This is a genomic window from Oscillibacter ruminantium GH1 (genome assembly GCF_000307265.1).
GTDB lineage: Bacteria > Bacillota > Clostridia > Oscillospirales > Oscillospiraceae > Oscillibacter > Oscillibacter ruminantium.
On the sequence record NZ_DF158898.1, the window covers coordinates 395,459 to 416,164 of the forward strand.

At 52.4% G+C, this 20,706-nt stretch carries 26 protein-coding genes and 1 tRNA gene; 9 read left to right on the forward strand and 18 right to left on the reverse strand.

The window, feature by feature from the left end:
• Nucleotides 1–12: 12 nt before the first annotated feature.
• The 17 genes from ON16_RS09570 to rpsB form a co-directional block, all read right to left on the reverse strand.
• Nucleotides 13–576 (reverse strand): membrane protein, encoded by a 564-nt coding sequence (locus ON16_RS09570; protein WP_040661498.1) that lies wholly within the window; start codon nt 574–576, stop codon nt 13–15.
• 805 nt (nt 577–1,381) lie between these two features.
• Nucleotides 1,382–2,260 carry a polyprenyl synthetase family protein gene (locus ON16_RS09575; RefSeq protein ID WP_051131662.1) on the reverse strand — a complete coding sequence of 293 codons (879 nt, stop codon included), beginning with the start codon at nt 2,258–2,260 and terminating at the stop codon, nt 1,382–1,384.
• Nucleotides 2,253–2,507 carry an exodeoxyribonuclease VII small subunit gene (gene xseB / locus ON16_RS09580; RefSeq protein WP_040661501.1) on the reverse strand — a complete coding sequence of 85 codons (255 nt, stop codon included), beginning with the start codon at nt 2,505–2,507 and terminating at the stop codon, nt 2,253–2,255. The genes ON16_RS09575 and xseB overlap by 8 nt, the downstream gene beginning before the upstream one ends.
• The gene (xseA, locus tag ON16_RS09585) at nt 2,507–3,706 is read right to left on the reverse strand and encodes an exodeoxyribonuclease VII large subunit (RefSeq protein ID WP_040661503.1); all 1,200 of its coding nucleotides are present in this window, start codon (nt 3,704–3,706) and stop codon (nt 2,507–2,509) included. The genes xseB and xseA overlap by 1 nt, the downstream gene beginning before the upstream one ends.
• A 70-nt stretch (nt 3,707–3,776) precedes the next feature.
• On the reverse strand, nt 3,777–4,229 hold the full coding sequence (gene nusB, locus ON16_RS09590) for a transcription antitermination factor NusB (protein ID WP_040661506.1): 453 nt from the start codon (nt 4,227–4,229) through the stop codon (nt 3,777–3,779).
• Between the two features lie 24 nt (nt 4,230–4,253).
• Nucleotides 4,254–4,628, reverse strand: coding sequence for an Asp23/Gls24 family envelope stress response protein (locus tag ON16_RS09595; RefSeq protein ID WP_040661508.1), 375 nt, complete (start codon nt 4,626–4,628; stop codon nt 4,254–4,256).
• Between the two features lie 91 nt (nt 4,629–4,719).
• Complete coding sequence (locus ON16_RS09600; RefSeq protein WP_040661511.1) at nt 4,720–5,316, reverse strand: SpoIIIAH-like family protein; 597 nt, start codon at nt 5,314–5,316, stop codon at nt 4,720–4,722.
• Between the two features lie 23 nt (nt 5,317–5,339).
• Complete coding sequence (locus ON16_RS09605) at nt 5,340–5,855, reverse strand: SpoIIIAG-related protein (RefSeq protein ID WP_040661514.1); 516 nt, start codon at nt 5,853–5,855, stop codon at nt 5,340–5,342.
• Complete coding sequence (locus ON16_RS09610; RefSeq protein WP_040661517.1) at nt 5,842–6,318, reverse strand: stage III sporulation protein AF; 477 nt, start codon at nt 6,316–6,318, stop codon at nt 5,842–5,844. Before ON16_RS09610 ends, ON16_RS09605 begins: the two co-directional genes overlap by 14 nt.
• 16 nt (nt 6,319–6,334) lie before the next feature.
• Nucleotides 6,335–7,408 (reverse strand): stage III sporulation protein AE, encoded by a 1,074-nt coding sequence (locus tag ON16_RS09615; protein ID WP_040661519.1) that lies wholly within the window; start codon nt 7,406–7,408, stop codon nt 6,335–6,337.
• Entirely contained in the window at nt 7,405–7,782 is a 378-nt protein-coding gene (locus ON16_RS09620; RefSeq protein ID WP_243441808.1) for a SpoIIIAC/SpoIIIAD family protein, read from the reverse strand. The genes ON16_RS09615 and ON16_RS09620 overlap by 4 nt, the downstream gene beginning before the upstream one ends.
• A gap of 11 nt (nt 7,783–7,793) precedes the next feature.
• Entirely contained in the window at nt 7,794–7,988 is a 195-nt protein-coding gene (gene spoIIIAC / locus ON16_RS09625) for a stage III sporulation protein AC (RefSeq protein ID WP_014118232.1), read from the reverse strand.
• 25 nt (nt 7,989–8,013) lie between these two features.
• Nucleotides 8,014–8,508, reverse strand: coding sequence for a stage III sporulation protein AB (locus ON16_RS09630; RefSeq protein ID WP_040661527.1), 495 nt, complete (start codon nt 8,506–8,508; stop codon nt 8,014–8,016).
• Nucleotides 8,505–9,410 carry an AAA ATPase domain-containing protein gene (locus tag ON16_RS09635; RefSeq protein WP_040661529.1) on the reverse strand — a complete coding sequence of 302 codons (906 nt, stop codon included), beginning with the start codon at nt 9,408–9,410 and terminating at the stop codon, nt 8,505–8,507. Before ON16_RS09635 ends, ON16_RS09630 begins: the two co-directional genes overlap by 4 nt.
• A gap of 113 nt (nt 9,411–9,523) precedes the next feature.
• The gene (locus ON16_RS09640; protein ID WP_040661532.1) at nt 9,524–10,375 is read right to left on the reverse strand and encodes a hypothetical protein; all 852 of its coding nucleotides are present in this window, start codon (nt 10,373–10,375) and stop codon (nt 9,524–9,526) included.
• A 349-nt stretch (nt 10,376–10,724) separates the two neighbouring features.
• Nucleotides 10,725–11,642 carry a translation elongation factor Ts gene (gene tsf / locus ON16_RS09645; protein WP_040661535.1) on the reverse strand — a complete coding sequence of 306 codons (918 nt, stop codon included), beginning with the start codon at nt 11,640–11,642 and terminating at the stop codon, nt 10,725–10,727.
• Between the two features lie 57 nt (nt 11,643–11,699).
• Nucleotides 11,700–12,434: a 30S ribosomal protein S2 gene (gene rpsB / locus ON16_RS09650; protein ID WP_040661538.1), complete on the reverse strand. Its 735-nt coding sequence runs from the start codon at nt 12,432–12,434 to the stop codon at nt 11,700–11,702.
• 230 nt (nt 12,435–12,664) lie between these two features.
• On the opposite strand from rpsB, the gene ON16_RS09655 reads away from it, so the two are divergent.
• The 5 genes from ON16_RS09655 to ON16_RS09670 all read left to right on the forward strand — a co-directional run bounded on the left by ON16_RS09655 (nt 12,665) and on the right by ON16_RS09670 (nt 14,586).
• Nucleotides 12,665–12,898: a hypothetical protein gene (locus ON16_RS09655; RefSeq protein ID WP_040661541.1), complete on the forward strand. Its 234-nt coding sequence runs from the start codon at nt 12,665–12,667 to the stop codon at nt 12,896–12,898.
• A gap of 309 nt (nt 12,899–13,207) precedes the next feature.
• Nucleotides 13,208–14,182, forward strand: a complete 975-nt coding sequence (locus tag ON16_RS09660; protein WP_040661544.1) for a rolling circle replication-associated protein — start codon at nt 13,208–13,210, stop codon at nt 14,180–14,182.
• A complete protein-coding gene (locus ON16_RS15780; protein WP_158441611.1) occupies nt 14,179–14,355 on the forward strand; it encodes a hypothetical protein in 177 nt (58 codons plus the stop codon). The genes ON16_RS09660 and ON16_RS15780 overlap by 4 nt, the downstream gene beginning before the upstream one ends.
• On the forward strand, nt 14,348–14,491 hold the full coding sequence (locus ON16_RS16065) for a hypothetical protein (RefSeq protein WP_207643786.1): 144 nt from the start codon (nt 14,348–14,350) through the stop codon (nt 14,489–14,491). The genes ON16_RS15780 and ON16_RS16065 overlap by 8 nt, the downstream gene beginning before the upstream one ends.
• A 20-nt stretch (nt 14,492–14,511) precedes the next feature.
• Nucleotides 14,512–14,586, forward strand: a tRNA-Thr gene (locus ON16_RS09670).
• 18 nt (nt 14,587–14,604) lie between these two features.
• Here ON16_RS09670 and ON16_RS09675 read toward each other — a convergent pair.
• Nucleotides 14,605–14,814 carry a hypothetical protein gene (locus ON16_RS09675; RefSeq protein ID WP_040661549.1) on the reverse strand — a complete coding sequence of 70 codons (210 nt, stop codon included), beginning with the start codon at nt 14,812–14,814 and terminating at the stop codon, nt 14,605–14,607.
• A 68-nt stretch (nt 14,815–14,882) separates the two neighbouring features.
• On the opposite strand from ON16_RS09675, the gene ON16_RS09680 reads away from it, so the two are divergent.
• From ON16_RS09680 to ON16_RS09695, 4 genes are all read left to right on the forward strand, one after another.
• The gene (locus tag ON16_RS09680) at nt 14,883–17,870 is read left to right on the forward strand and encodes a hypothetical protein (RefSeq protein WP_144032080.1); all 2,988 of its coding nucleotides are present in this window, start codon (nt 14,883–14,885) and stop codon (nt 17,868–17,870) included.
• 482 nt (nt 17,871–18,352) lie between these two features.
• Entirely contained in the window at nt 18,353–18,577 is a 225-nt protein-coding gene (locus tag ON16_RS15585) for a hypothetical protein (RefSeq protein ID WP_144032081.1), read from the forward strand.
• Between the two features lie 627 nt (nt 18,578–19,204).
• Nucleotides 19,205–19,924, forward strand: coding sequence for an AAA family ATPase (locus ON16_RS09690; protein ID WP_051131663.1), 720 nt, complete (start codon nt 19,205–19,207; stop codon nt 19,922–19,924).
• A 352-nt stretch (nt 19,925–20,276) separates the two neighbouring features.
• On the forward strand, nt 20,277–20,706 hold a 430-nt coding region (locus tag ON16_RS09695), incomplete at its 3' end, for a helix-turn-helix domain-containing protein (protein WP_144032093.1).

The window sequence follows — 20,706 nt, forward strand, 5'->3', positions numbered from 1 at the left end:
CCCTCACCCGCTTTACTTGGAAAAGCGGTGAAATATGTGTAAAAATCGGCCCGCGAGGAAAACCACGCGGGTACTTTTGTTGATGGCAAGCGTCTTGCCCAGCGCCTTTCCGCCAATGGTCAGGCCGGAGATCAGCGCCGTGACTCCCACGCTCAAAAGAACCGTGTGTACAGTCAGCATTTGCTGAAGCTGAACCACAATAACGGCAGCAGTGGTTCCGGAGACAATACCGCAGATATCACCCACCACGTCGTTGCAAAAGCTGCTGACATGGCTGGCATTGCGCAAAAGGCTGATTGCCTCTGACGCACCCGGCTCCTTATGGGCCGCCATGGAGTGAAAGGGCCGCTCGTCTGCGGCGGTAACGGCAACGCCGATGATGTCAAACAGAATACCAAGGCAGATAAACCCGGCCAAAACCAACAGTGCCGCCGCGATCCCCGCCCCGGTGAGCGCGCTTTCAGAAGCGAGACTCAGCGCGGCGGACAGCGCCACGGCGATCAAAAATATCCGCAGAATCCAGCGGTATTGCGGTGCGTCCCCGTCGTTTTTCTTTTTTCCTTTTTCCTTACTCAAACCGTGGCCTCCTCGGGCGCGGCAAAAATTCCGCCACATATCGGCGGTTTCAAAAATTTTTTTACTAAGTCAGCGGCGGCAAAAAAGGTTAATCTTACGGCTTAGGTTCGGGTTGGATTTCCCAGCAGCGCACCTCTCGTTGCCGATAGAGGCGGTTCCCCGTTCGGCGCTGCGTCGCGGCGTTGCCGTCCGCGCGACCCGACTGCCACTTAGTCCGCACTGTAATCCCTTTTCTGCCCTTGCGACAGCCTAGGTGATTTCCACCTCAGTCTGTCCGTCTCTTTAGCCTCTTTTGCAGACGGGGTTTCAGGAGGCGATGGCGGTTCCACTCTGGCCAGAGCGGAGTCCGCGTTGATCCTCCATTCACCGCGCCCACGCAAGGCAGGCTACATCTGCACACAGCATTACGGGCGAAAACGCCCGATGTACCGCATTGCAGGTTCCTAATCTGTTTCGTACGCAGGCCGGATACCCCATGGGATTACGTCCACGCACAAGAACAGGTCTCCACGGAAACAGGGTCGGGTTGACCATGCCATTGCTCATCGCCCTGAGTCCGCAAGCGCGAAATCACGCTTCCCCCCAGCACCCACCCAAAACTGGGCGTTTCAAGCAAGCACCACGGGTTTCATCGATATGCCCTTTAGAGGATTTTTAGGCCCTCCCTGAGAAACGGCAGTCCTGACTAGGATACTGCGCCGCTGCTTAGTATTCTTCAGTATAACACGATCTCAATAATTATACAACAATTATTGTATATACAAAGTGTTAATTTTCAATTGATCAGATCAGAATATTTTTTTGCTCAACTCTTTCGCTCTGCCAGTGAATCCGCCAAAAAGTCCAAAAATTCATGCTCCCGCGCCCGCGCCAGAGCCGCCTTTGCCGCGGCAGTGCACATCCGAACGGCATGGTCGCATCCCTCCAGCCCCAGCACATCCACATAGGTTGTCTTCCCGTCTGCCCTGTCGGAGCCAATGGGCTTTCCAAACGCAGACTCATCGCCCACAACATCCAGCATGTCGTCCCGAATCTGGAAGGCAACGCCCACTTGCTGCGCATAGTCGGCCGCGGCGGTGCGCAGATCCTCTCCCGCTCCCGCGGCGGCACAGCCCAAAAGTGCAGCGCCTCGAATCATGGCTCCGGTCTTCAGCCGGTGGACCTCCAGCAGTTCCTTGTGGGTGCGAGGCTCGTGAAGGGTGTCCAGCACCTGTCCAGCCACCATACCGTCTGCCCCGGCAGCTTTCGCCAGAATCAATGCACAGTCAGCCCGCCGGGACGCGTCGAGATCGGGCGCAGTCAAAATCAGGCGGAACGCCTCCGGCTGGAGCGCGTCTCCCGCCAGCACTGCCAACGTCTCGCCATAAACCTTGTGGTTTGTAGGTTTTCCCCGGCGCAGATCGTCGTTGTCCATGCAGGGCAGGTCGTCGTGAATGAGCGAATAGGTGTGGACCAGTTCCAGCGCGCAGGCCACCGGCAGGGCCTTATGCCAATCCATTCCGGAAAGGCGGGCGAATTCCAGCGTGAGCACCGGTCGGATGCGTTTTCCCCCAGCCAGAAGGCTGTATCGCATGGCGTCATAGAGATCGGTCCAGTGGGGTTTGTCTGTGAACAGCCCGTCTAAAAACGATTCCACCGCCTCACGGTACTCGCTATACCGTGCGTCAAACACCGCCTTATCCATCGGACTCCTCCTCCGTGTCAAAAGGCAGCTCTACCGGCGCGCCGTCCGCGCCCTTCATCAGCTGCACTACGGTTTGCTCCGCCTCGTCCAGCAGCTTGCCGCAGGACGCGATCAGCGCGGTGCCCTCCTGAAACAGCGCCAGAGAATCCGCCAACTCCGCGTCTCCTTTTTCCATCTGGGCCACAATCTCTTCCAAACGCTGAATCTGCTGTTCAAACGTCTGGGTTTCTTTTTTCTTTCCAGCCATCACGGTCTTCCTTTCTCAACAGTGCAATCCAGCGTCCCCTCCCCCAGAGCCACCTCTATGCGGCTCCCGGTGGGGGCGTCCCGATAGCTTTTGATAATGCCCCCATCGTTCCGAGCCACAGCATAACCCCGGCTGAGAACCTTCAGGGGGCTCATGGCATCCAGCGACGCGGCAAGGGCCAAATACGTCTGCCGTTTCGCGCCCATACTCCGACTGGAGAGATCCCCCAGCCGCTGATGCAAATGGGTCAGCAGCATCCGTCGATCCTGCACATAGGCCAACTGGTCCTTCATCACCCGCTTGTCCGCGATGGTTTCCAGCTGGCGGCGGCACAGGCGCAGCTTGCTTTCCTCTGCCTGCGCGATGCGTTCGCCCGCACCCCGCAGCCATCGCAGCAGTTCCATCTGATCCGGCACGGCGATCTCCGCCGCATTGGAGGGAGTGGACGCCCGTGCATCCGCTACAAAATCCGCAATGGTCACATCCGGTTCGTGGCCCACGGCGGAAATCACCGGCAGATCGGATTCGTAGATGGCGCGGGCCACCCGCTCGTCGTTGAAGGCCCAGAGGTCTTCCATGGACCCGCCGCCCCGGCCCGTGATAATCAAGTCTCCCACCCGATACCGGTTTGCATACCGGATAGCTCCCGCAATCTCCGCGGGAGCCTCCGCCCCCTGAACCCGCACGGGAAGCAGCGCCACCTTAGCGGCGGGATACCGCCTGCGAAGGATACGGATCATGTCGTGAACCGCGGCTCCGGCAGAGGAGGTGACAATTGCAATCGTCCGAGGGTAGCGGGGCAGGGGTTTTTTGTGGTTCTCGTCGAACAACCCCTCTTCAAAGAGCTTCACTTTCAACTGCTCAAACGCTACCGCAAGATCACCCACACCGTCTGGCGACAGTCCGGAGCAATAGAGCTGATAGGCCCCGTCCCGGGGGAAGACGGAGACGCGGCCCCGGGCGATAACCTTCATGCCGTTTTCGGGTTTAAACCGCAGCCGCTGCACCTGCGACCGGAACATGACGCACCGCAGTGCACCCTCCCGGTCCTTCAGGGTGAAATAGTGGTGCCCGGAGGGATAGACCTTGTAGTTGGAAAGCTCTCCCCGAACCAACAGGTCCTGTAAAAGCGACTCCCCGTCCAGCAGAGCCTTGACATATTCATTTACCTGCGAAACTTGATAGATCGGTTGGTCCATGACCCGTGCCGTCCTTTCCTGTATCAACGTAGAAAAACAGGGCGGGCAAGTAGCCCGCCCCGTCCTGAGTTCATTCCTGCGGGCATTCTTGACGGGCAAAGCTGCCCAGAATCCCGTTCATAAATTTCACCGTCTCCGGCGTTTCATACTTCTTGGCAATCTCCACGGCCTCGTTAATGGCCGCGCCGGTGGGAATATCCGGCATGTACAGAATCTCATACATGCACACCCGCATGATAGCGGAGGCCACCAGCGGAATCCGGGCAAAGTCCCAGCCCACCGCGTATTTGGAAATATAACCGTCCAGTTCGGCGGCGTGTTCTTCCACGCCGGTGACAAGCCGGCGGATATAAGCTGCCTGCTTCTCGTTAGGAGTCTCGGTGTAAATCGCATCCTCGCCTGCCAGAGACGCGAAACTCTCCGTCGTCAGCCTCTGGTCCAGCAATTCCTTCACCGTCTGATCCGTAAAGCTCAGTTCATAGGCAAGGTGAATGGCAATCTCTCGTGCAACGTTCCGTACCATATACCGTTTCGTCCTCTATCTTTCTCAGGCCAGCGTCACGCCGTCCACATGAATGTTCACCGTACCCACGGGGCAGCCGGTCATAGCCTCCACCGACGAGGCAACAGCCTTCTGTGCGTTTTCCGCCACCTCAGGAATGGGGTGACCGTATGCTACTGTCAGGTATACGTCCAACGTCAGGGCCGCGCCGGTCATGTCGATCTTCACGCCGCGAGTCCCCTTCTGGGCATTTTTCTTGTTCATCAGGTCGGTCACGCTGCCGCCCATGCCGCTCATCATTCCGGACACACCGTCCACGTCCCGCACCGCGCCCACCGCGATGGCGGCAATGACTTCCTCAGCGATATTGATACTGCCGTTTTCCTCCGGCAGAGTCATGTATTCCCGGCTCTCGCCCATGGCATCCACGCTCCTTCTTGTCGTCCGGCCCTTGGCGGACTCCTTCTTTCGTGCCTATTAGTTTACCATGGTTCGCTGAAAATTACAACATTTAATTTGCCGCCATGATCTTGATATTCCCGACGGGATAACCCGTCTCGGTTATGGCAATGTCGGTAATTTTCGCCACATCCTCGCTGCTGAGTTCACCGTTGGCGGTGGACACCACCACGCTGAGGCTGTCCTCGCCCATGAAAGCCACGCAGTCGGCATAGCCTTTGGCGGCAACCAGATTTTCGATCTGCGCCTCCGCCATGGTATACTGGGCCATGGCTTGGATTCCCTGCGCTGCGTTATCCAGCGCGCTCTGGGCCGCGCCGTCCTCATCGGCAGCCTGCTGAAGCAGCGCCACGGCGGTATCTCTTGCCTGCTGGCGGGTCAGACGGGCAGATGCAAAGTAATCCGAACCGGTATAGACCCCCGTCTCGTCCATCGGCGCGGCGGAACCGGCTGCGCCGACGTCGCCCTCTTCTCCGGAGACAAGAGCGGCCTCGCCCAATATTTTTCCACCCGCCTGAGACGCTGAAGACGCCGCATCACCACCTGCGGGCGCGGCATTTTGCGTTGCCTGCCAATTCAGCGCTGCCGCCGCACACACCAGTACCAGCATGGTCACAACCACTGTATAACGTTTCCAATTTCCTCTCATTTCCTGCTTCCTCCTCCAAAATATCACTGACATTTTACCACCGTGATCCGATCTGCGCCCAGGCCTGTCAACGCGGCCACCGCCGACGTCACCGCCAAACGCACCTGCGCATCGCCTCCGCCCTGACACACGACCAGCGCTCCCCGCCATGTGGGGCAGCGAGTTTCTGTTACCACCGGCTCCTCCGTCCCGCTGCCGCCGGAGAGTACCGTTTCGCTTTTGCGTTGATAATCGTTTGGGGCAGCGGTATCTCCGCTGTAACTTAGCTCCGTATTTTCAGCCAGACGACGCGAAGTCCCTGTGTCGGCCGTGAGCATCAGGTGCAGTTCCCCAACACCGTCGATTTTCGTCAAAATCGTCTCCATCCTCGTCTCCGTCTCCTGGACCGTGTCCTGAACATTCTCCTTCGGAACTGCGGCGGCATCGTGGCTCGTCCCCACTCCGGAGGGCAGCAGGAGCAACGCCACACCCGCAGCCACCACCAAAACCGCGTATTTCCAGCGATTCCAGTGTTTTTTTAACGTCTCAGCCAGTTTCATGATAAACCTGCCTCTCCTTGGGAATTCCCAGTTCCTGTTCCATGTAGTCCGCCAGCGCCTCTGATTTCTGCCCCGTCAGCTCTGCGCTCACCGGGACGGGCGTCCCGTCCTCTCCCGGCTCCACCAGAACACGGACGGTACACGTCACCCCCAGAACCGCCGCTTTGTCCAAAATATATGCTTCCGTTTTCTCCGCTATGAGTTCTCCAAGCGTTTGGTCGCTCTCGGACTGCAATTCTACCTGCCGCTTCTGGATATCCGCGGCATAGTCCTCATAGCGGAGGTCCAGCCGTTCAAAATCCGCGCCCAGCAGGGGCTTGACCATGACCAGTAAGAGAATCAGCCCTCCGGTAAAACTTGCAATCTTGCGCACCGTGCCCTCTGGGATCAGACTTTGAGACAGGGACACCAGAAAGGCCGCCGCCGCAACGGCGGTAAGCCAGCTTCGCACCGCCTCGATCATTTACGCGTCTCTCCTTTCACGTCACCGCCGAAACGGACGAGAGGATGGAGATCAGCAGCAAAAGGGCGCTGGCCCCCGTCATCCCCAGCACCAACCCAAAGGCGCTGCCAAGGCCGTCGATCAGTTTGCACAGCTCCGGCGAGCCAACCACACCCGTCAAAAAGCCCACCAGCTTGTACAGAAGATATTGAATTCCCAAATGTAAAAACGGCCACGCGCAGGCGGCCAGAACCGCCAGCGTGCCGAAAACGCCGATGGTGTTTTTCAGAATTCCCGCTCCGGCCAGCACGGTGTCCGCCGCCTCCGCGATGATACCGCCCACCACGGGAACCACACCCGCCACAGCGGCCTTTGCCATTTTGACCGCCATGGCGTCTGCCGCGCCGGTGATGATGTGGGATACAGAAAGATACAGCGTGAAGGCGGTCAGCGATCCGCACAGCACCCAAGTGATGCACTTGCGCAGCGCCTCCGCCAGATTTCCCAGCCGCCCGCCGGAAAGACACGCGGCGGCGGTCAGCGTCCCGATGTAAAGGTAGACCAGCGGCATAAGCAGTCCTTCGATCAGCTTGAGCAATAATCCGGTGAACAACACCGCGATCACCTGCTGCACCGTGGCGGTGGTGACGGAGCCGCTGACCGCCGTTGCCGCCGCCAGCACCGGCAGCAGCACCCGTGAAAAATCGTTCAGACTCTCGATCACACTGCCGCCCATGCCGATCAGGCTCTCCAGACTTCCCGCCGCCAGCAGTGTCACCGACAGTGCTCCCGCCGCCGGCACCAGTTTTGGGCCGGCTCCCCCTGCGGTCTGGGAAAACCCGTCTACCGCGCCGCACAGCAGCACCACCAGCAGGATGCTGACCGCGCCCCGCAACCGCTGGCACAGAACGGATTTGGCCTGTCCCATCAAACTTTGCAAAATCTGGGAGACGCCGCCGCCCAGCGGGTCTGTTGCATTTAGGTCCGTATTTTTTAAAATGTCTTCCGTCCCTTTCGGCAGAGCATCCCACAGCTCGTCCGACACCTCCGCGGCGGAAATCGGCGCAATCAGGATCAGCGCCAACACCAGTGCAAGCAGCCAGTTTTTCATCCCATCAACTCCAGCAGAACATCCAGCGCCTTTTCCAGCAGCGGCAGCGCCGCCAGCAGCGCACACACTGCTCCCGCAATCTCCACGGCGGAAGCCAGCGCTGCCGCTCCGGCATCCTTGCAAAGTCCTGTCCCGATCTTCACCACCAGCGCTATGCCCACAGTCTTATACAACGGCAGAAAAATCTCGTTGGCAACCCCGGCCCGGGCGGTCAGCTCCGTGAAAAAATTCATCAGCTCCCGCAGGCTTCCCGTCAGAGCCAGCAGCGCCGCCACGGCGGCGGCCAGCCCCAGCAGCAGCGCCGCCTCCGGCGCACCCTTCCGCACCACTACCGCCAGCAGCGCCGCCACCACGCAAGCAAGCGTGATCTGCATGACCTGTTCCATTAGAAACCAAACAATGTCTTAATGAGCTGGAATAGGTCGCTGATTTGCCGCACCATCATCATCAGCACTACCACCAACCCCGCCAACGTCGTCATCATGGCCTGCTCCTCCCGGCCGGAGCGCACCAGCAGCTGGTTCAATACCGCCACCAAAATTCCAATGGCAGCGATCCGAAAGATCAAATCAACATCCATGGTATCTATTCCTTTCGTATGTCCTTCACAGCAGGAGAATAATCAGAAGCGCCGCGCCGGAGAAGCATACCGCCGTGGCCTGCCTTGTCCAATTCCGTTTTTCCCGGCGTCGTTCCTTTAAATTCTCTCTGAGCCAGTTTGTTACAAGGTCAATACCTTTACAGATTTCCGTCTCGTCTCCGGACAGCTTGTACCCCAAATCTCCAACCGTTCTTTTGACGCCGTCTTCCACTGGGAGACGGCGGCAGGCCGCATCCCACGCGGAGCGGAGGAGTTCTCCCCGTTCCAGCGCCTCCGCTACCTCCGTCAGCCACGGGCCAACCGGATTGGACCTGCCCCGACTCAGCTCCCGCAGCAGCCGGGGCAGCGGCATTCGGGTCAGGCGGATGCGGTCGGACAACGCCTCCAGCACGGCAATCAGTTGAACGAGCGTTTCCGTTTCACACCGCCAGCGACTCAGCTCCCCAGCCCACGCCGCTCCAAAGCCTGCCAGAATTAAAAGGCTTCCCAGCGCTTTCACTGCAGCTCCTCCAATCCGTACGCCCGGCCCGCGTCCGTCCGACGGATGCACACCGCCCGGTTGAAAACCTTTGTCTCCAAAAGCTGGGCATACAGCGGCTTTTTCCGCAGCTCAGCAACGTTGGCGGCGTGAATAGTGGCCAGCAGTTTCACACCGCAGCCCGCTGCCATGGTCATGGCCCGGATGTCCTCCTCCGCCGTGATTTCATCAGCCGCCACGATCTGGGGATTCATGGTGCGCAGCAGCATGGGAATTGCCACGGCTTTGGGACAGCCGTCCAGTACATCGGTGCATGGCCCCACATCCATTTGAGGCTTTCCACGGTAACACACCGCCACCTCTCCCCGCTCGTCTGCCAGTCCCACACGAAATCCCTTCTGGGAGACGCAGCGAATCAAATCTCTCAGCAGAGTGGTCTTTCCGCCACCCGGCGGAGACAGCAGCAGCGTGCTGTCAAACTCACCTTTGGAAAGCAACCTCTCCGCCAGATCCACCGCGATTCCCCGTTTTTCCCGGGCAATCCGCAGGTCGGCGGAGGACAAGTCCGTCAAATTCGTACAGACGCCGCCCTTCATAACGGCGGACCCACAAAATCCAATGCGAAAGCCGCCCTTTACGGGTAAAAATCCCTCCCGCAGCGTCTCGGCCGCAGCATAGCGGGAAAACTCCGTTCCCAAATCGCACAGTGTCTCCAATTCCTCCGGTTCCACCGCAGGCTCAGACTGCCAGAGACAAGTCTCTCCTCCCGGCAGCAGCACCGTTATGGGACGCCCTGTCCGAAGGCGGAACTCCTCCGCCACGGCTTGATCCGCCTCCGGCAGCATCTCAGCCAGTCTTCTCAGCCGCACCGGCAAAAACGCCGCCGCCTGACGATATCTGGCAATCTCATCCTGTTGCATCATCCACGTCCCTCCCGTTCGATACCCCACCATATGAAGGCCCGTCCTATTTTATTCCGGGAAAATACAGGAAGAAAAAGCGCCCGGTATCCGAAGATACCGGGCGTTTCGCGCTTTTATTGACAGCATTTGCAATAATTTCTTGTCTCCTCGTAGGTTTCAGGATGGCAAACTGTGCTGGGCGGGAAAAACTCTCCCACAGGGAAGCAGATCTTGCGGAACAGGCCGCAGGGATCCTCACTGGGGGTTTCCCCAGGACTCCCGCTGGTGCATTCTTTTTCCGGCATGCAGTAGTCGTACACAGGAATCAGCAACTGAGAATCCCGCTCCAGACGCACGATGGAGAACTGGCCCAGAGTCACGTACACACGCCGCATATCGTCCCCGCTGGACAGTTCACCGTCGAAGAAACTGCTGACAAAGGACGGCACCTCGCACAGATCGCAGTCACAGGTGCGGCAGCCGCAGGCTTCCACCAACTTCGCATCCAGCACAATGGGATCGACAGCCTCCACCACAGCGGTGGGCAGATTGTTTCGGCGCATATTCTGGGCGTCCGGCCCGCCCTCGCGGAACTCAGAGGAGAAGATTTTGGCGTTGCCCTCGCTGCCGAACAGCAGGACGCGCTTGTCAAACACGCACAGGCCCTCCACCGTCACCGGGCGGGGATTGTTCAGGTACGCCTGCAGCGTCACCTGATAGAAAAAGCGCATATCGACGGTATAGAAACCCCGGTTAAATGTCACCGGCTCCACATCCACATACACGTGGAGCAGCTCTGCACTGCCACCCTTCACGGACAGCGCATGGTTAATGGTATCTACGTACTTAAGTCTTGGATAAAAACGCAGATCCTCTACACAATCTTTATCTCTGCACGAGTCGTAGATTTTTTTGGTGTGAATACAAACCGCCTCGCGGATGCCGCGGGGGTCATCCACCGGTCCGGGCATGATCTTGTCAGGCATTACGATACCTCCTATTTAAGTAGCTGTGAAAGAAAGGCTCTTTCAGTCCAGTCTATGCCTTCCGGAAAAAAGGGTGAGCGATCTACGGGTGTAAAAAGGAAGACCAAAAATTTTACAGTCTTTGGCGCGTCAAATCCCCTTGATTCGGCAACCGGATGACTCGCCGTCGAAGCCTACCGATCAGGTCATCCTGGCAACGGCACATATCCAAAAATCAGTTTTGTAGAAGACACAGTAAAATAAAAAGAGCGAGTTTTGGAATTTTCCAAAACTCGCTCTTAATTATGTGGTAATCAGGCTGCCTGACGAAGCCTTCGGGTTCGATTTTCTTGGAAAGCCAAGCAAGCGCTTAGCCCTTCACCATGGACGCAATCTCGTCGGCAAAGTTCTCCTGCTTCTTTTCAATGCCCTCGCCCTTTTCAAAGCGAACGGCGGAAGCAAACTCAATAGAACCGCCCGCAGTCTTGGCAGAAGAAGCAATATACTGCTCAACGCTCATGCTGGTGTCCTTGACGAACTCCTGCTGCAGCAGGCAGTTTTCCTCATAGAATTTATTCAGCTTGCCGGAGGCAATCTTCTCCTTCACGGCATCGGGCTTGGAAGCCATCTTGGGATCATTGGCCATCTGTGCGACCAGAATCTTCTTCTCTTCGTCCAGAATGTCCTCGGAAACCTGAGACTTGTCCCAGAAACGGGGGTTCAGAGCAGCGATCTGCATCGCTACGTCCTTGCCCACAGCCTCGATCTTCTCAGCGGGCAGATCCGTCTTGAAGTTCACCAGCACACCGATCTTGCCACCGGCGTGGACATAGGGAACCGAGACGCCCTCGGCAAAGCGGGCAAAGCGGCGAACCTTGATGTTCTCGCCGATCACCAGCACCATCTCCTGCTGCTGCTGGGTGACGCTCAGCTCAGTGCCTTCATACTTGCACTCCATCAGCGCATCCAGATCAGCGGGGTTCTGCTTTGCCACGGTGGCGGCCACGCCGTTAACGAAGTCCACGAACTTCTCGTTCTTTCCAACGAAGTCCGTCTCGGCATTGACCTCGACCACAACGCCCACACCGTCGATCACAGTGGCCAGAGCCATGCCCTCGGCGGCAACGCGACCGGCCTTCTTCGCAGAAGCAGCCATGCCCTTCTCGCGCAGCCATTCAACGGCCTTATCAATATCGCCGTCAGTGGCAGCCAAGGCCTTTTTGCAGTCCATCATACCCACGCCGGTCATTTCGCGCAGGTTCTTAACATCAGCAGCTGTAATAGCCATTTTTTGATATTCCTCCAATTAGATGATTTGACGGGGCGCACGCCCCGGAGACGTCTTTTATTCGGCAGACGCGGGAGCCTCAGCGGCCTCTTCCATCTGCTCGCCCTGCTTGCCTTCCAGCATAGCGTTGGCCATGATGGAAGAGATCAGCTTGATCGCGCGGATGGCATCGTCGTTGCCGGGGATGACGTAATCGATCTCATCGGGGTCGCAGTTCGTATCGGCGATAGCCACCACGGGAATGCCCAGCTTGTGAGCCTCGGCAATCGCGTTGCGCTCCTTGCGGGTATCCACAATGAACAGTGCGCCGGGGAGGCTCTTCATGTTCTCCACGCCGCCCAGATACTTCTCGAGCTTGGCAATCTCGCCCAGATGCTTCATGACTTCCTTCTTGGGCAGCATATCAAAAGTGCCGTCCTCCTGCATGGTCTTCAGCTGATGCAGCCGGTCCACGCGGGTGCGCATGGTCTTGAAGTTGGTCATCATGCCGCCCAGCCAACGAGCGTTGACATAGTACTGGCCGCAGCGCTGGGCCTCTTCGCGGATGGCGTCCTGTGCCTGCTTCTTGGTACCCACGAACAGAAGGCTCTTGCCGTCGGCAGAGAGATCACGCACGAAGTTGTACGCCTCTTCCAGCTTGCGGACGGTCTTCTGCAGGTCAACAATATAGATGCCGTTGCGCTCGGTATAAATATAAGGAGCCATCTTGGGGTTCCACCGACGGGTCTGGTGACCAAAGTGAACGCCCGCTTCCAGCAGGGACTTCATAGATACGATACTAGAATTTGCCATTTTGTGTGTTCCTCCAATATAAATTTAGTTTACCCTCTGGCGCTTCATTCCATCCGCCAGTTTCTATCGAAACACAGACGGACAGTCCACCACCATGTGTAATGCTGAAATATAATACCATAAGTTTCTTGATAGTGCAAGCGTTTTTTCCTGAAAACAAGCAATGAAGATTATCATTTGTATTTATAAAGGGCTTGTCCCTAAAATTTGGTAAGAAAGTTGGTAAGATTATGAAAGTTAAGGTTATCGGAAAGTACAATTTCAGCGGTACGGGCAAGCAGTCCGGTAAGGCGTATTCCTGCGTGAAAGTGTTCGTCTCTATGCCGTTGCGTGACGGCGAGGGAGAATCTTCCGATCTGATCTCTCTGTTCAACGAGGACTACGCTTCTATCCGTGTCGGCGGCTTCTATGACATGGAATATAACCGCCGTGGTTTCGTGGACGTGTTCACTCCCGCGAAGTAAGGCGGTTCATGATGACCTATAAGGTTGTTGAACGTCGTGCTGTTCTGCGCTGTCCTGTATGTGGTAAGCCACTCACAGGCGTATTCAGGGATTTTGGCGGTTCTGTGGTTGCTATGGTGGCCTGTGGTCATTGTACATATGTTCAGCCTGTCGGTTCCGTCCGCATTGATCTTTTTTCCTGATAAGCCCGGTTTGTCTGTCGAGTACGCTTCTTTGCTCTGACGGTGCGGTTCGCCCCGGCGAAAGCCGGGGCGAGACCCCTACTTGATATAGCAACAAATTGACATCGCTCCCAAAGGATGTGTTCTTTTGAATCTTCTTGAATTGCCTTCATGGGCTAACTTCCCGGAGGAAATTGTAGGGCAAATTCCGAATCCGTGGGATTTGGGCGTAAAGACAGTTCAGCAGGAACGCAAGGAATTTAGGGTGTTGTATGGCGGTTATGGTTCTGCTGATACCAAAACAAATGCGCGTGTAAAGGTCTATTTGGAAAAGGTGACTTTGCAGGTTTCTAATTCTAACATTTTTCCAACTGCTGATTGGGAAAAGCCTATGCAGCGTGATAAATACGAACCACCGTATAATCCTCTTGACGGTGAAATGGGTGTTGAGAAGGAGCGGTTTGTTCCTGTCGATAAGGAACGTTCTATACGGGAGAGTAAACGCCGTGCTAAATCAAAGGTGCGAGACATTGCTCTATGCAATCGTTTTCAATTTATGTTCACATGGACGTTAGACCCCAAAAAGGTTGACCGAACAGATTCGGCGGCGGTTTATGCGAAAGTTCGTGGTTTTCTAACCAATATGACGCAGCGCAAGGGCTTTACATATGTCGCGATGCCTGAGTACCATAAACTCAAGTCCGGTGAAGACAAGCCCGGAATCCATTTCCATGGTCTTTGTTCTCTCGGCGGTGTTTGTATTGAACGCAGTATGAAGCGCAATAGGCCCCGTCTTGATAAGAATCAGCGTCCTGTTTATAACATGACGGATTGGTCTTTGGGCTGGTCTACGGTCGTTCCGCTGGATGGTGATTACGAACGTGCTGTAAATTACATCACGAAGTATATCACCAAACAGGATACTAAGATTTTGGGTAAATATTATCTATCCTCTCGCAGCCTTAAAAAATCGCCTGATATAATTCCAATCGATGATGGCGTTCCCTTTTATGGCTTCCGGGATGATGAAAAGATAGACTGCGGCAAGCAGTATGAAAGTACGGTATTTCGTGATATTAAGATCGTTTCAGAGGATTTTGAAAAGGGTGATGATTGGAAATGAACCGTAATTTTAAGCCTATCAAGGAGTGCGGCAAGTGCCTTTTCTGTGTTCAGGTGGACAAGCTGTGCTTTTGCTCTATTTCTGGTACGCCCATTGTAGGCTCTCAACTCTATAATATTCTCCCGGATTGTCCTATTTTAAATGCTTCTAAGGATGGTGTGAAACGTGTTTAATTTTTTTGTTGAGGTGATTGTTCCTATTTTGGTTTCCGTCTATGTTGTTTGCGGTTGTGCAATAAGCTGGTTTATTTTCTATTATGGCTTGCGCGGTATTAATCCTTTTGACAAGGATGATAAGCCTGATGAGTAAGCCGCTTTTTGCGGCTTCTATGGCGGGGTGGTGTAATGGTAGCATTGCGGTTTCGTTAGCCGCCGATTCTGGTTCGAGTCCAGACCCCGCACCCAAAAGAAAAACAAGCCCGATTAAGGCTTGTTTTTGGAGTGATTCTTTTGTCTTATTTTAACTGTTGCATATATTACAGTTGCAATTAAGAGCAGTTTTACCACAAGGATAATTATTGCTGGCGCTGTTTCCCATAGATAGTAGGGGTTTATTGTTCCAATTGTTATTATCGCGCCAAGTATGATAATGGCTAAAATTACTCGCTGGAGAGTTAAAAGATTTTTTAGCATTCTTTTCACCTCCTGATTTTTCTATATATTACCATGAAAGGCCGTGTATTGCAATGAGAAAAGTTATTGTGAATCGTTTGATTGCGGCTCTTTTGGTTGTTTTACTTTTTGTTTCTTCCGTTGTTCCTGCATCTGCGGTTGGTTTCGCCCTTCCTCCTGACACTGCGTCTGTTCAACTTTGGAACTCAGCAGTAAGTACGCCACCTAATGGTGTATTAAATACCCTTGCGGGCTGTTTCGGTGTTCCTGTTACTGTTCATGACGTATTTTGGCATATGATGGACATATTTGTGGGTTCTACGGGTGAACATACGCTTGACTATATGAATGATTTGGTTGGGCGTTACAATAGTTTTTTCACACAAGAATATCAATCGGGTGCTCTTTCGACTTCTTTAAAAGGTTTTCAGGTACTTGTTGGGTACACTTTTGTTTCTTCTTTTTTCGGACGTAATTATTGTGATTTCGAACTTGTAAAGGCTTCTGGTTCCGGTCTTTTGCGTATTCGGGAAAAGAATAGCGGTATTTGGGTGGTTAACTCTGCTGGAGAATACCCCTACTGTGAAGGCGGCTCCATGGCCCCGGTTTCCGGCGGCAACCAATGGATAGGCGAACGCTCCTGTTCTACTGCCAAAGTCAACATGAAGAACCTTGATGTACTTAACTTACTCTGCAACAAAATCAAGGAATCTGGCACACCTGCCCAAATTAAACCGCTTGGCACTAAGTATAAAGCCATCTGGTATAATCGCCAATACTATTGTGACCCGGAGGGCCGTCCCTTCGTTTGCTACGCCAATGAAAGCAATGCCGCAATTAATCAAGACCGCCCGGACACTTCTGTCAAAGACGAAAACGGCAAACCCGCCACGGACGAAAGCGGCACGGTCATTAATAACCCGGATAATAGTACAAACATTGACTTGTCCGGCATGACAATTACGCTGCCGAATGGTGACGTTCAGATAGCGGATGCTGTTATCTATGATGAATCCACGAAAACCTATAACATTGATTCTCACGACACGACCAACTATAACATCACGTACAATTACAGTTGGACGTACCACATCAACTATACCAGCATTACCTATATCGGCCAGACTGCGGAATACGACAAAAAGTATGAAGTCTATTACCAGCTTCCCGATGGCCGGGATAGCGCTGATTTGACCGCCGAAGAACTGGAACAGATTGATTATAGTCTTGATGTGGTCGGCTACGGGCGTTCTGCGGACGATACCTCTTTGCGTTCTCTGTATCATTTTGACGGCGATACCCATGATTCATCGTATTGGAATTACTGCACTAATTTTCAATGGGTTTCAGGTGCCAGTTTAACCTATATGGATTCCGGGCCATTTAAAGGTTCATTGTATTTGGATGAAAATCAGCATGATTTTGTTTTTTGGCTGCCTTCCAATATTGGCAGTGGCGATTTTACTATGCAGTTTCGGTATTATCAGTCTGCAACAGCTGCACCGCAAACGGATTCATTCATTGCTTTGTATAGTAAAGCTGATTATTCTACTTGGTCCCGGCCTTTGTTGATGGACGGACAATATTTAAAGACGGAAAGTGCTAATATTGCCAAAATTTCTACGGGTCAGTGGAACGAAATTTGTATTCAACGCTCTAGCGGCTATCTCTGGTATATGCTTAATGGTGTTGTTGTTGGTTCACCTCTTCCTGATACGACGTTTTACTATGACCGTATTTATTTTGGCTTTGGCTCTTCTCAGCAAACTTTCAAGTATTTTGATGAATTTCGTTTTGTGAATAAAGGACTGTATGTTGGTGGCTATACTCCCACTTCCGTTCCTCATGATACGAACCTTACTTTGGTGCTCCCAGATACTGCAAGGCCCGTCGCGGATGAATTTTGGCGTTTTGATAAGACCATTGCCCCGGTTTTTTCTTATGATTTTACCGGATTCAAAATGGAATCTCCTTTTAATATGTCTACGGGCGTTAATAATATTTCTGTGAATAAAGATGGTTTGCATTTTGACCCCGGTTTAGGAATTTTGCGTGATCAGGTTGTTTTTTCTTTGCCTCATGACGATATTTCCTATACTTTTTCGGTTGTGTCGCATGATGGGACTGTTTACTCTGCCCCAATTTCTTATCCTGCTGATAAAGACACATCTAAGTTTTTTGATTTTCCGTGGGGCCGTTTACAGGTAATGTGCGGTCTATATGCAAATCCTGAGGATTCTACAAAGCCTTTGATTAAAATAACATTTATTGTTCATGTTAATGACGGTCAATCCCTTGACTTGATTTATGCGGAGGTTGTTCCGGGGTTAGTCCCTAATACTGGTCATGAATACATAACTAAAATCGTGCCTGTAACGAACTATGATAAGCCAACCTTAGCAGTTCGCACAGATATTCCAATCACTGGCAAGCAGATCGGCGGCCCCCGCCCTTCACTTCCCACAAAGGGCCTTGTCTGGGGCATGGTGGAAAGCGGCGTTCTTCGTTCGTTGCAGATTTATAACGGTCAGGCTTGGGAAGCCTGTGACGGCCGTATTTTTACGGGTACGCGCTGGATACCCTACGGTTCTTATAACATCCTAACAATGAAAGATTTCTATGACGTGGTGGACGCTTCGGGAGACAGCTATGAGTATATTTACACTCAGTCCGGTTTCTGGAATTGGTGGCAGCGTACTTGGAACGCTTTTACCACGAAGCTATTTGCAAAGCTGGATTCTCTAGGTTCTGGTGCTTCTGATGGTGCTACGTCTGATGCGTCCCCGGTTGTTCCTGATGTGGATATAACCGTTGTGCAGAATGAAAGCAAGGATAGCACGAATTTTCTTGTAAAGGTACTGTACAAGCTGTTTTTTAAAGATGCCGTGAACAATGTTAAAGGCGCTGCTTTTGATTTTGCTGGGGTTTTCGGTGTGTCTGTTGCCGATGAAGCTACTTCTTCAGGTTCTGGTTCTTCTGAGTCCACAAGTCCCTCTAGTTCCTCTGCTTCTGATTCTGGCGGTGGTACTACGGTAACGCTGTTCCCGTTAATGGATGGTGATAGCATATGGGATTAGTAGATGCTTGGATTCTTTTGACTAACTCGTGTAGCAGTTTTTTCGAGTTGGTGTACGACATGTTCGTTTTACTTCCTCATGCTCCTTATGTCTTTATGGTTGGCGGTTGTATTATCGGTGTTGTTGTCTGGCTTGTGCGAAAACTTGCAAAGGACTGATATAACATGTTTACTATGATTTTTAGCCTATTTGCATGGCTTCCTCTGGCCCTTCAAGTAGCAATCAAGTTTTCTATCATCGTTGTTTTCGTTCTTGCCCTTGCACGACTATTCGCGATTGTGTGGGATTCTCTCCCATTTGTGTAAGGGGTGATTGAACGGACGTATTTCTCTCTGCTGCTGGTTGTGTCCTCTCTGGCTCGTGGAGTGTTCTTACTGGCGTTGATTTCCCCGGTACGGGGATTTCCCTTGCGCAAATCATGATAGGCACAGCGCTTATTATTTTCGGTTTACGGCTATTTCATAATGGAAGGGGTTAATTTTGTGCGTGATCTGATTGTCTCTCTTTTTGGCGCTTATACGCCTGTCACCTATACTATGACAAGTGGCGTTCCTCTTTCGGATGGTACTGTCAGTGCCATTGAAAATATTGTTATTCCCGCTGGCCTTGCTGGTGTGGATTGGACGTGGGTTGCAGGCGTTTTTCTTTTTGCTATTGTCTTGCATGGTTTCCTTCGCATGGTGGGGGTGCTTCTGAAAAATGGATAGTATGGTCACTTTTAGCACTACAATGCTTACTTCTCTGGCTGCATTCATGGCTACCCCGCCGATTTTTTATCTTTTTAGCTTGGTTCTGTTTTGTTTTATATGCAAGGCAGTCAAGATATTGATTCGTTTTTGAAAGGGGGTTATTTAACGGAAGTTGTCACGATCTCTACGATTCTCACCTCGATTGGCTCTATCTTCACTAGTGCCATGTCTTGGGCTGGTACGGTTGGTTCTACCATTGTTGGTACGCCGCTGCTGCTCTTGTTCGTGGTCGTTCCTTTGGTCGGCCTTGGCGTTGGCCTGTTCAAGCGTTTGCTTTCCATGCGGTAATCCGTGCAGTTTGCATTTAATTCTCGAAGTGTGAAAGGGGTATTGTTTAATATGGCTGCTATTCTTTCGGATATTACATCTGTGTTTACTGCTGCTATCGGCTGGGCTGGCAAGGTAGGTGAAACTATCGTCGCTACTCCTTTGCTGATGTGCTTTGTTTGCGTCCCGCTGGTTGGATTGGGCGTTGGCCTGTTTAAGCGTCTTCTGTCTATGCGGTAATGCGTGTCCGGCAAAAGGGCAACGGCAAAAACGAAGTTGCCGTTGCCCTTTTTTATATTTTTTTTGTGAGGTGCTTATATGTACGGATTCATTCTTTTTATGTCGATTCTGGTTGCTTTGGTTGTCGTTTTTCTATTGGCTACACAAAAGTATGTCAATCCTTATCGTCTGTATCTCATCTTCGGTAAAAAAGGTTCTGGCAAGTCTACTTACCTTACAAAGTTGGCTTTAAAATATTTAAAGAAGGGCTGGTCTGTCTATACGAATATGGAGGACCTCTGTATCCCCGGCGTTCGTTTTTTTAATATCCAGCACTTGGGCGAGTATGTCCCGGAATCTCATTCTCTTTTGCTTTTAGATGAAGTCGGTATGATTTGGGACAGTCGGGATTTTAAATGTTTTAAAACAGATGTCCGAGACTTCTTTAAATTGCAGCGCCACTATAAAGTTGTGGTCTACATGGCTTCTCAGACTTTTGATGTGGATAAGAAAATCCGTGACCTTACAGATGGTATGTTCCTTCAGACGAACTTCCTTCGTGTCTTTTCTCTTGGTCGGCGTATCGTCCGTACCGTAACTCTCACAGAATCCACCAGCGAAGCAGAAAGCCGCATCTGTGACAATTTGAAATGGGCGCCTGTATGGGACTGGACGTTGACCTATATCCCAAAATATAGCAAAATGTTTGATACGGCTAATCTACCAGAAAAGTCGCAAATCCAATATCAAGTAGTACCCGGCAAAATCACCGACGATAGGCCAGCTAATTTCCTGCACAAACTTAGAAAAAGCAAGTAACTTTTTTCTTTGTATGCCGCAAATAGCAAGCTGACGTATAGCAAAATATAACAACCTCGGAGATATGAACCGCGCTTGTCGCGGTGAAATATGCTCCAGCGTAAAATCTAACGTTCTCGCGTTTTTCGTCCCTCTTGCGTCTCAAAAAAAATATTTTTCTTCTTATCCCTCGTCTCTCGTCTCTCGTCTTTCGTCTTCGGCTTCGGCGGTAGCCGTGCGGAAACTGCGATAAAGCGTTTTAAAAGCAAATGACCCTCTTTGCAAGAGGGGGTAGGGTGTTGGCAGTATTTGTGTGTTGTTTATAAGCGAGTTTGAATGATAGAGTGAGTTATTATTGGGTTGGAGGTTAGTTATGAGGTATTTGCGACATTGGCAGCGGAGTAAAATAGAAGCACTTTACAATGCACAGGTTCCAAAGCGTGAAATTGCGGCTCAACTTGGCGTTTCGCTTCAAACGATTTATAATGAACTTCGGCGTGGCATGTACCAGCATGAGCGTAATGGGGTTCTTGTCTGGCGATATTCTGCGGATAAGGCTCAGGCAGATTTTAATTATAAGCAGACCGCAAAGGGTCGTTCATTGAAACTTGAAAAGAATTGGGATTTTGTAAACGCCGTAGAGGGTATGATCCTCTCCGGCGTTTCTCCTGCTGTTGCATTGTGTCGCTGGAATAAGGCTCACTCTTATTTTACGGTATCGCTCCCAACATTGTATCGTTACATAGATAAGAATTATTTTCCCAATCTGACGAATAAGCATTTGCCAGAAAAGTCTAAAGTAA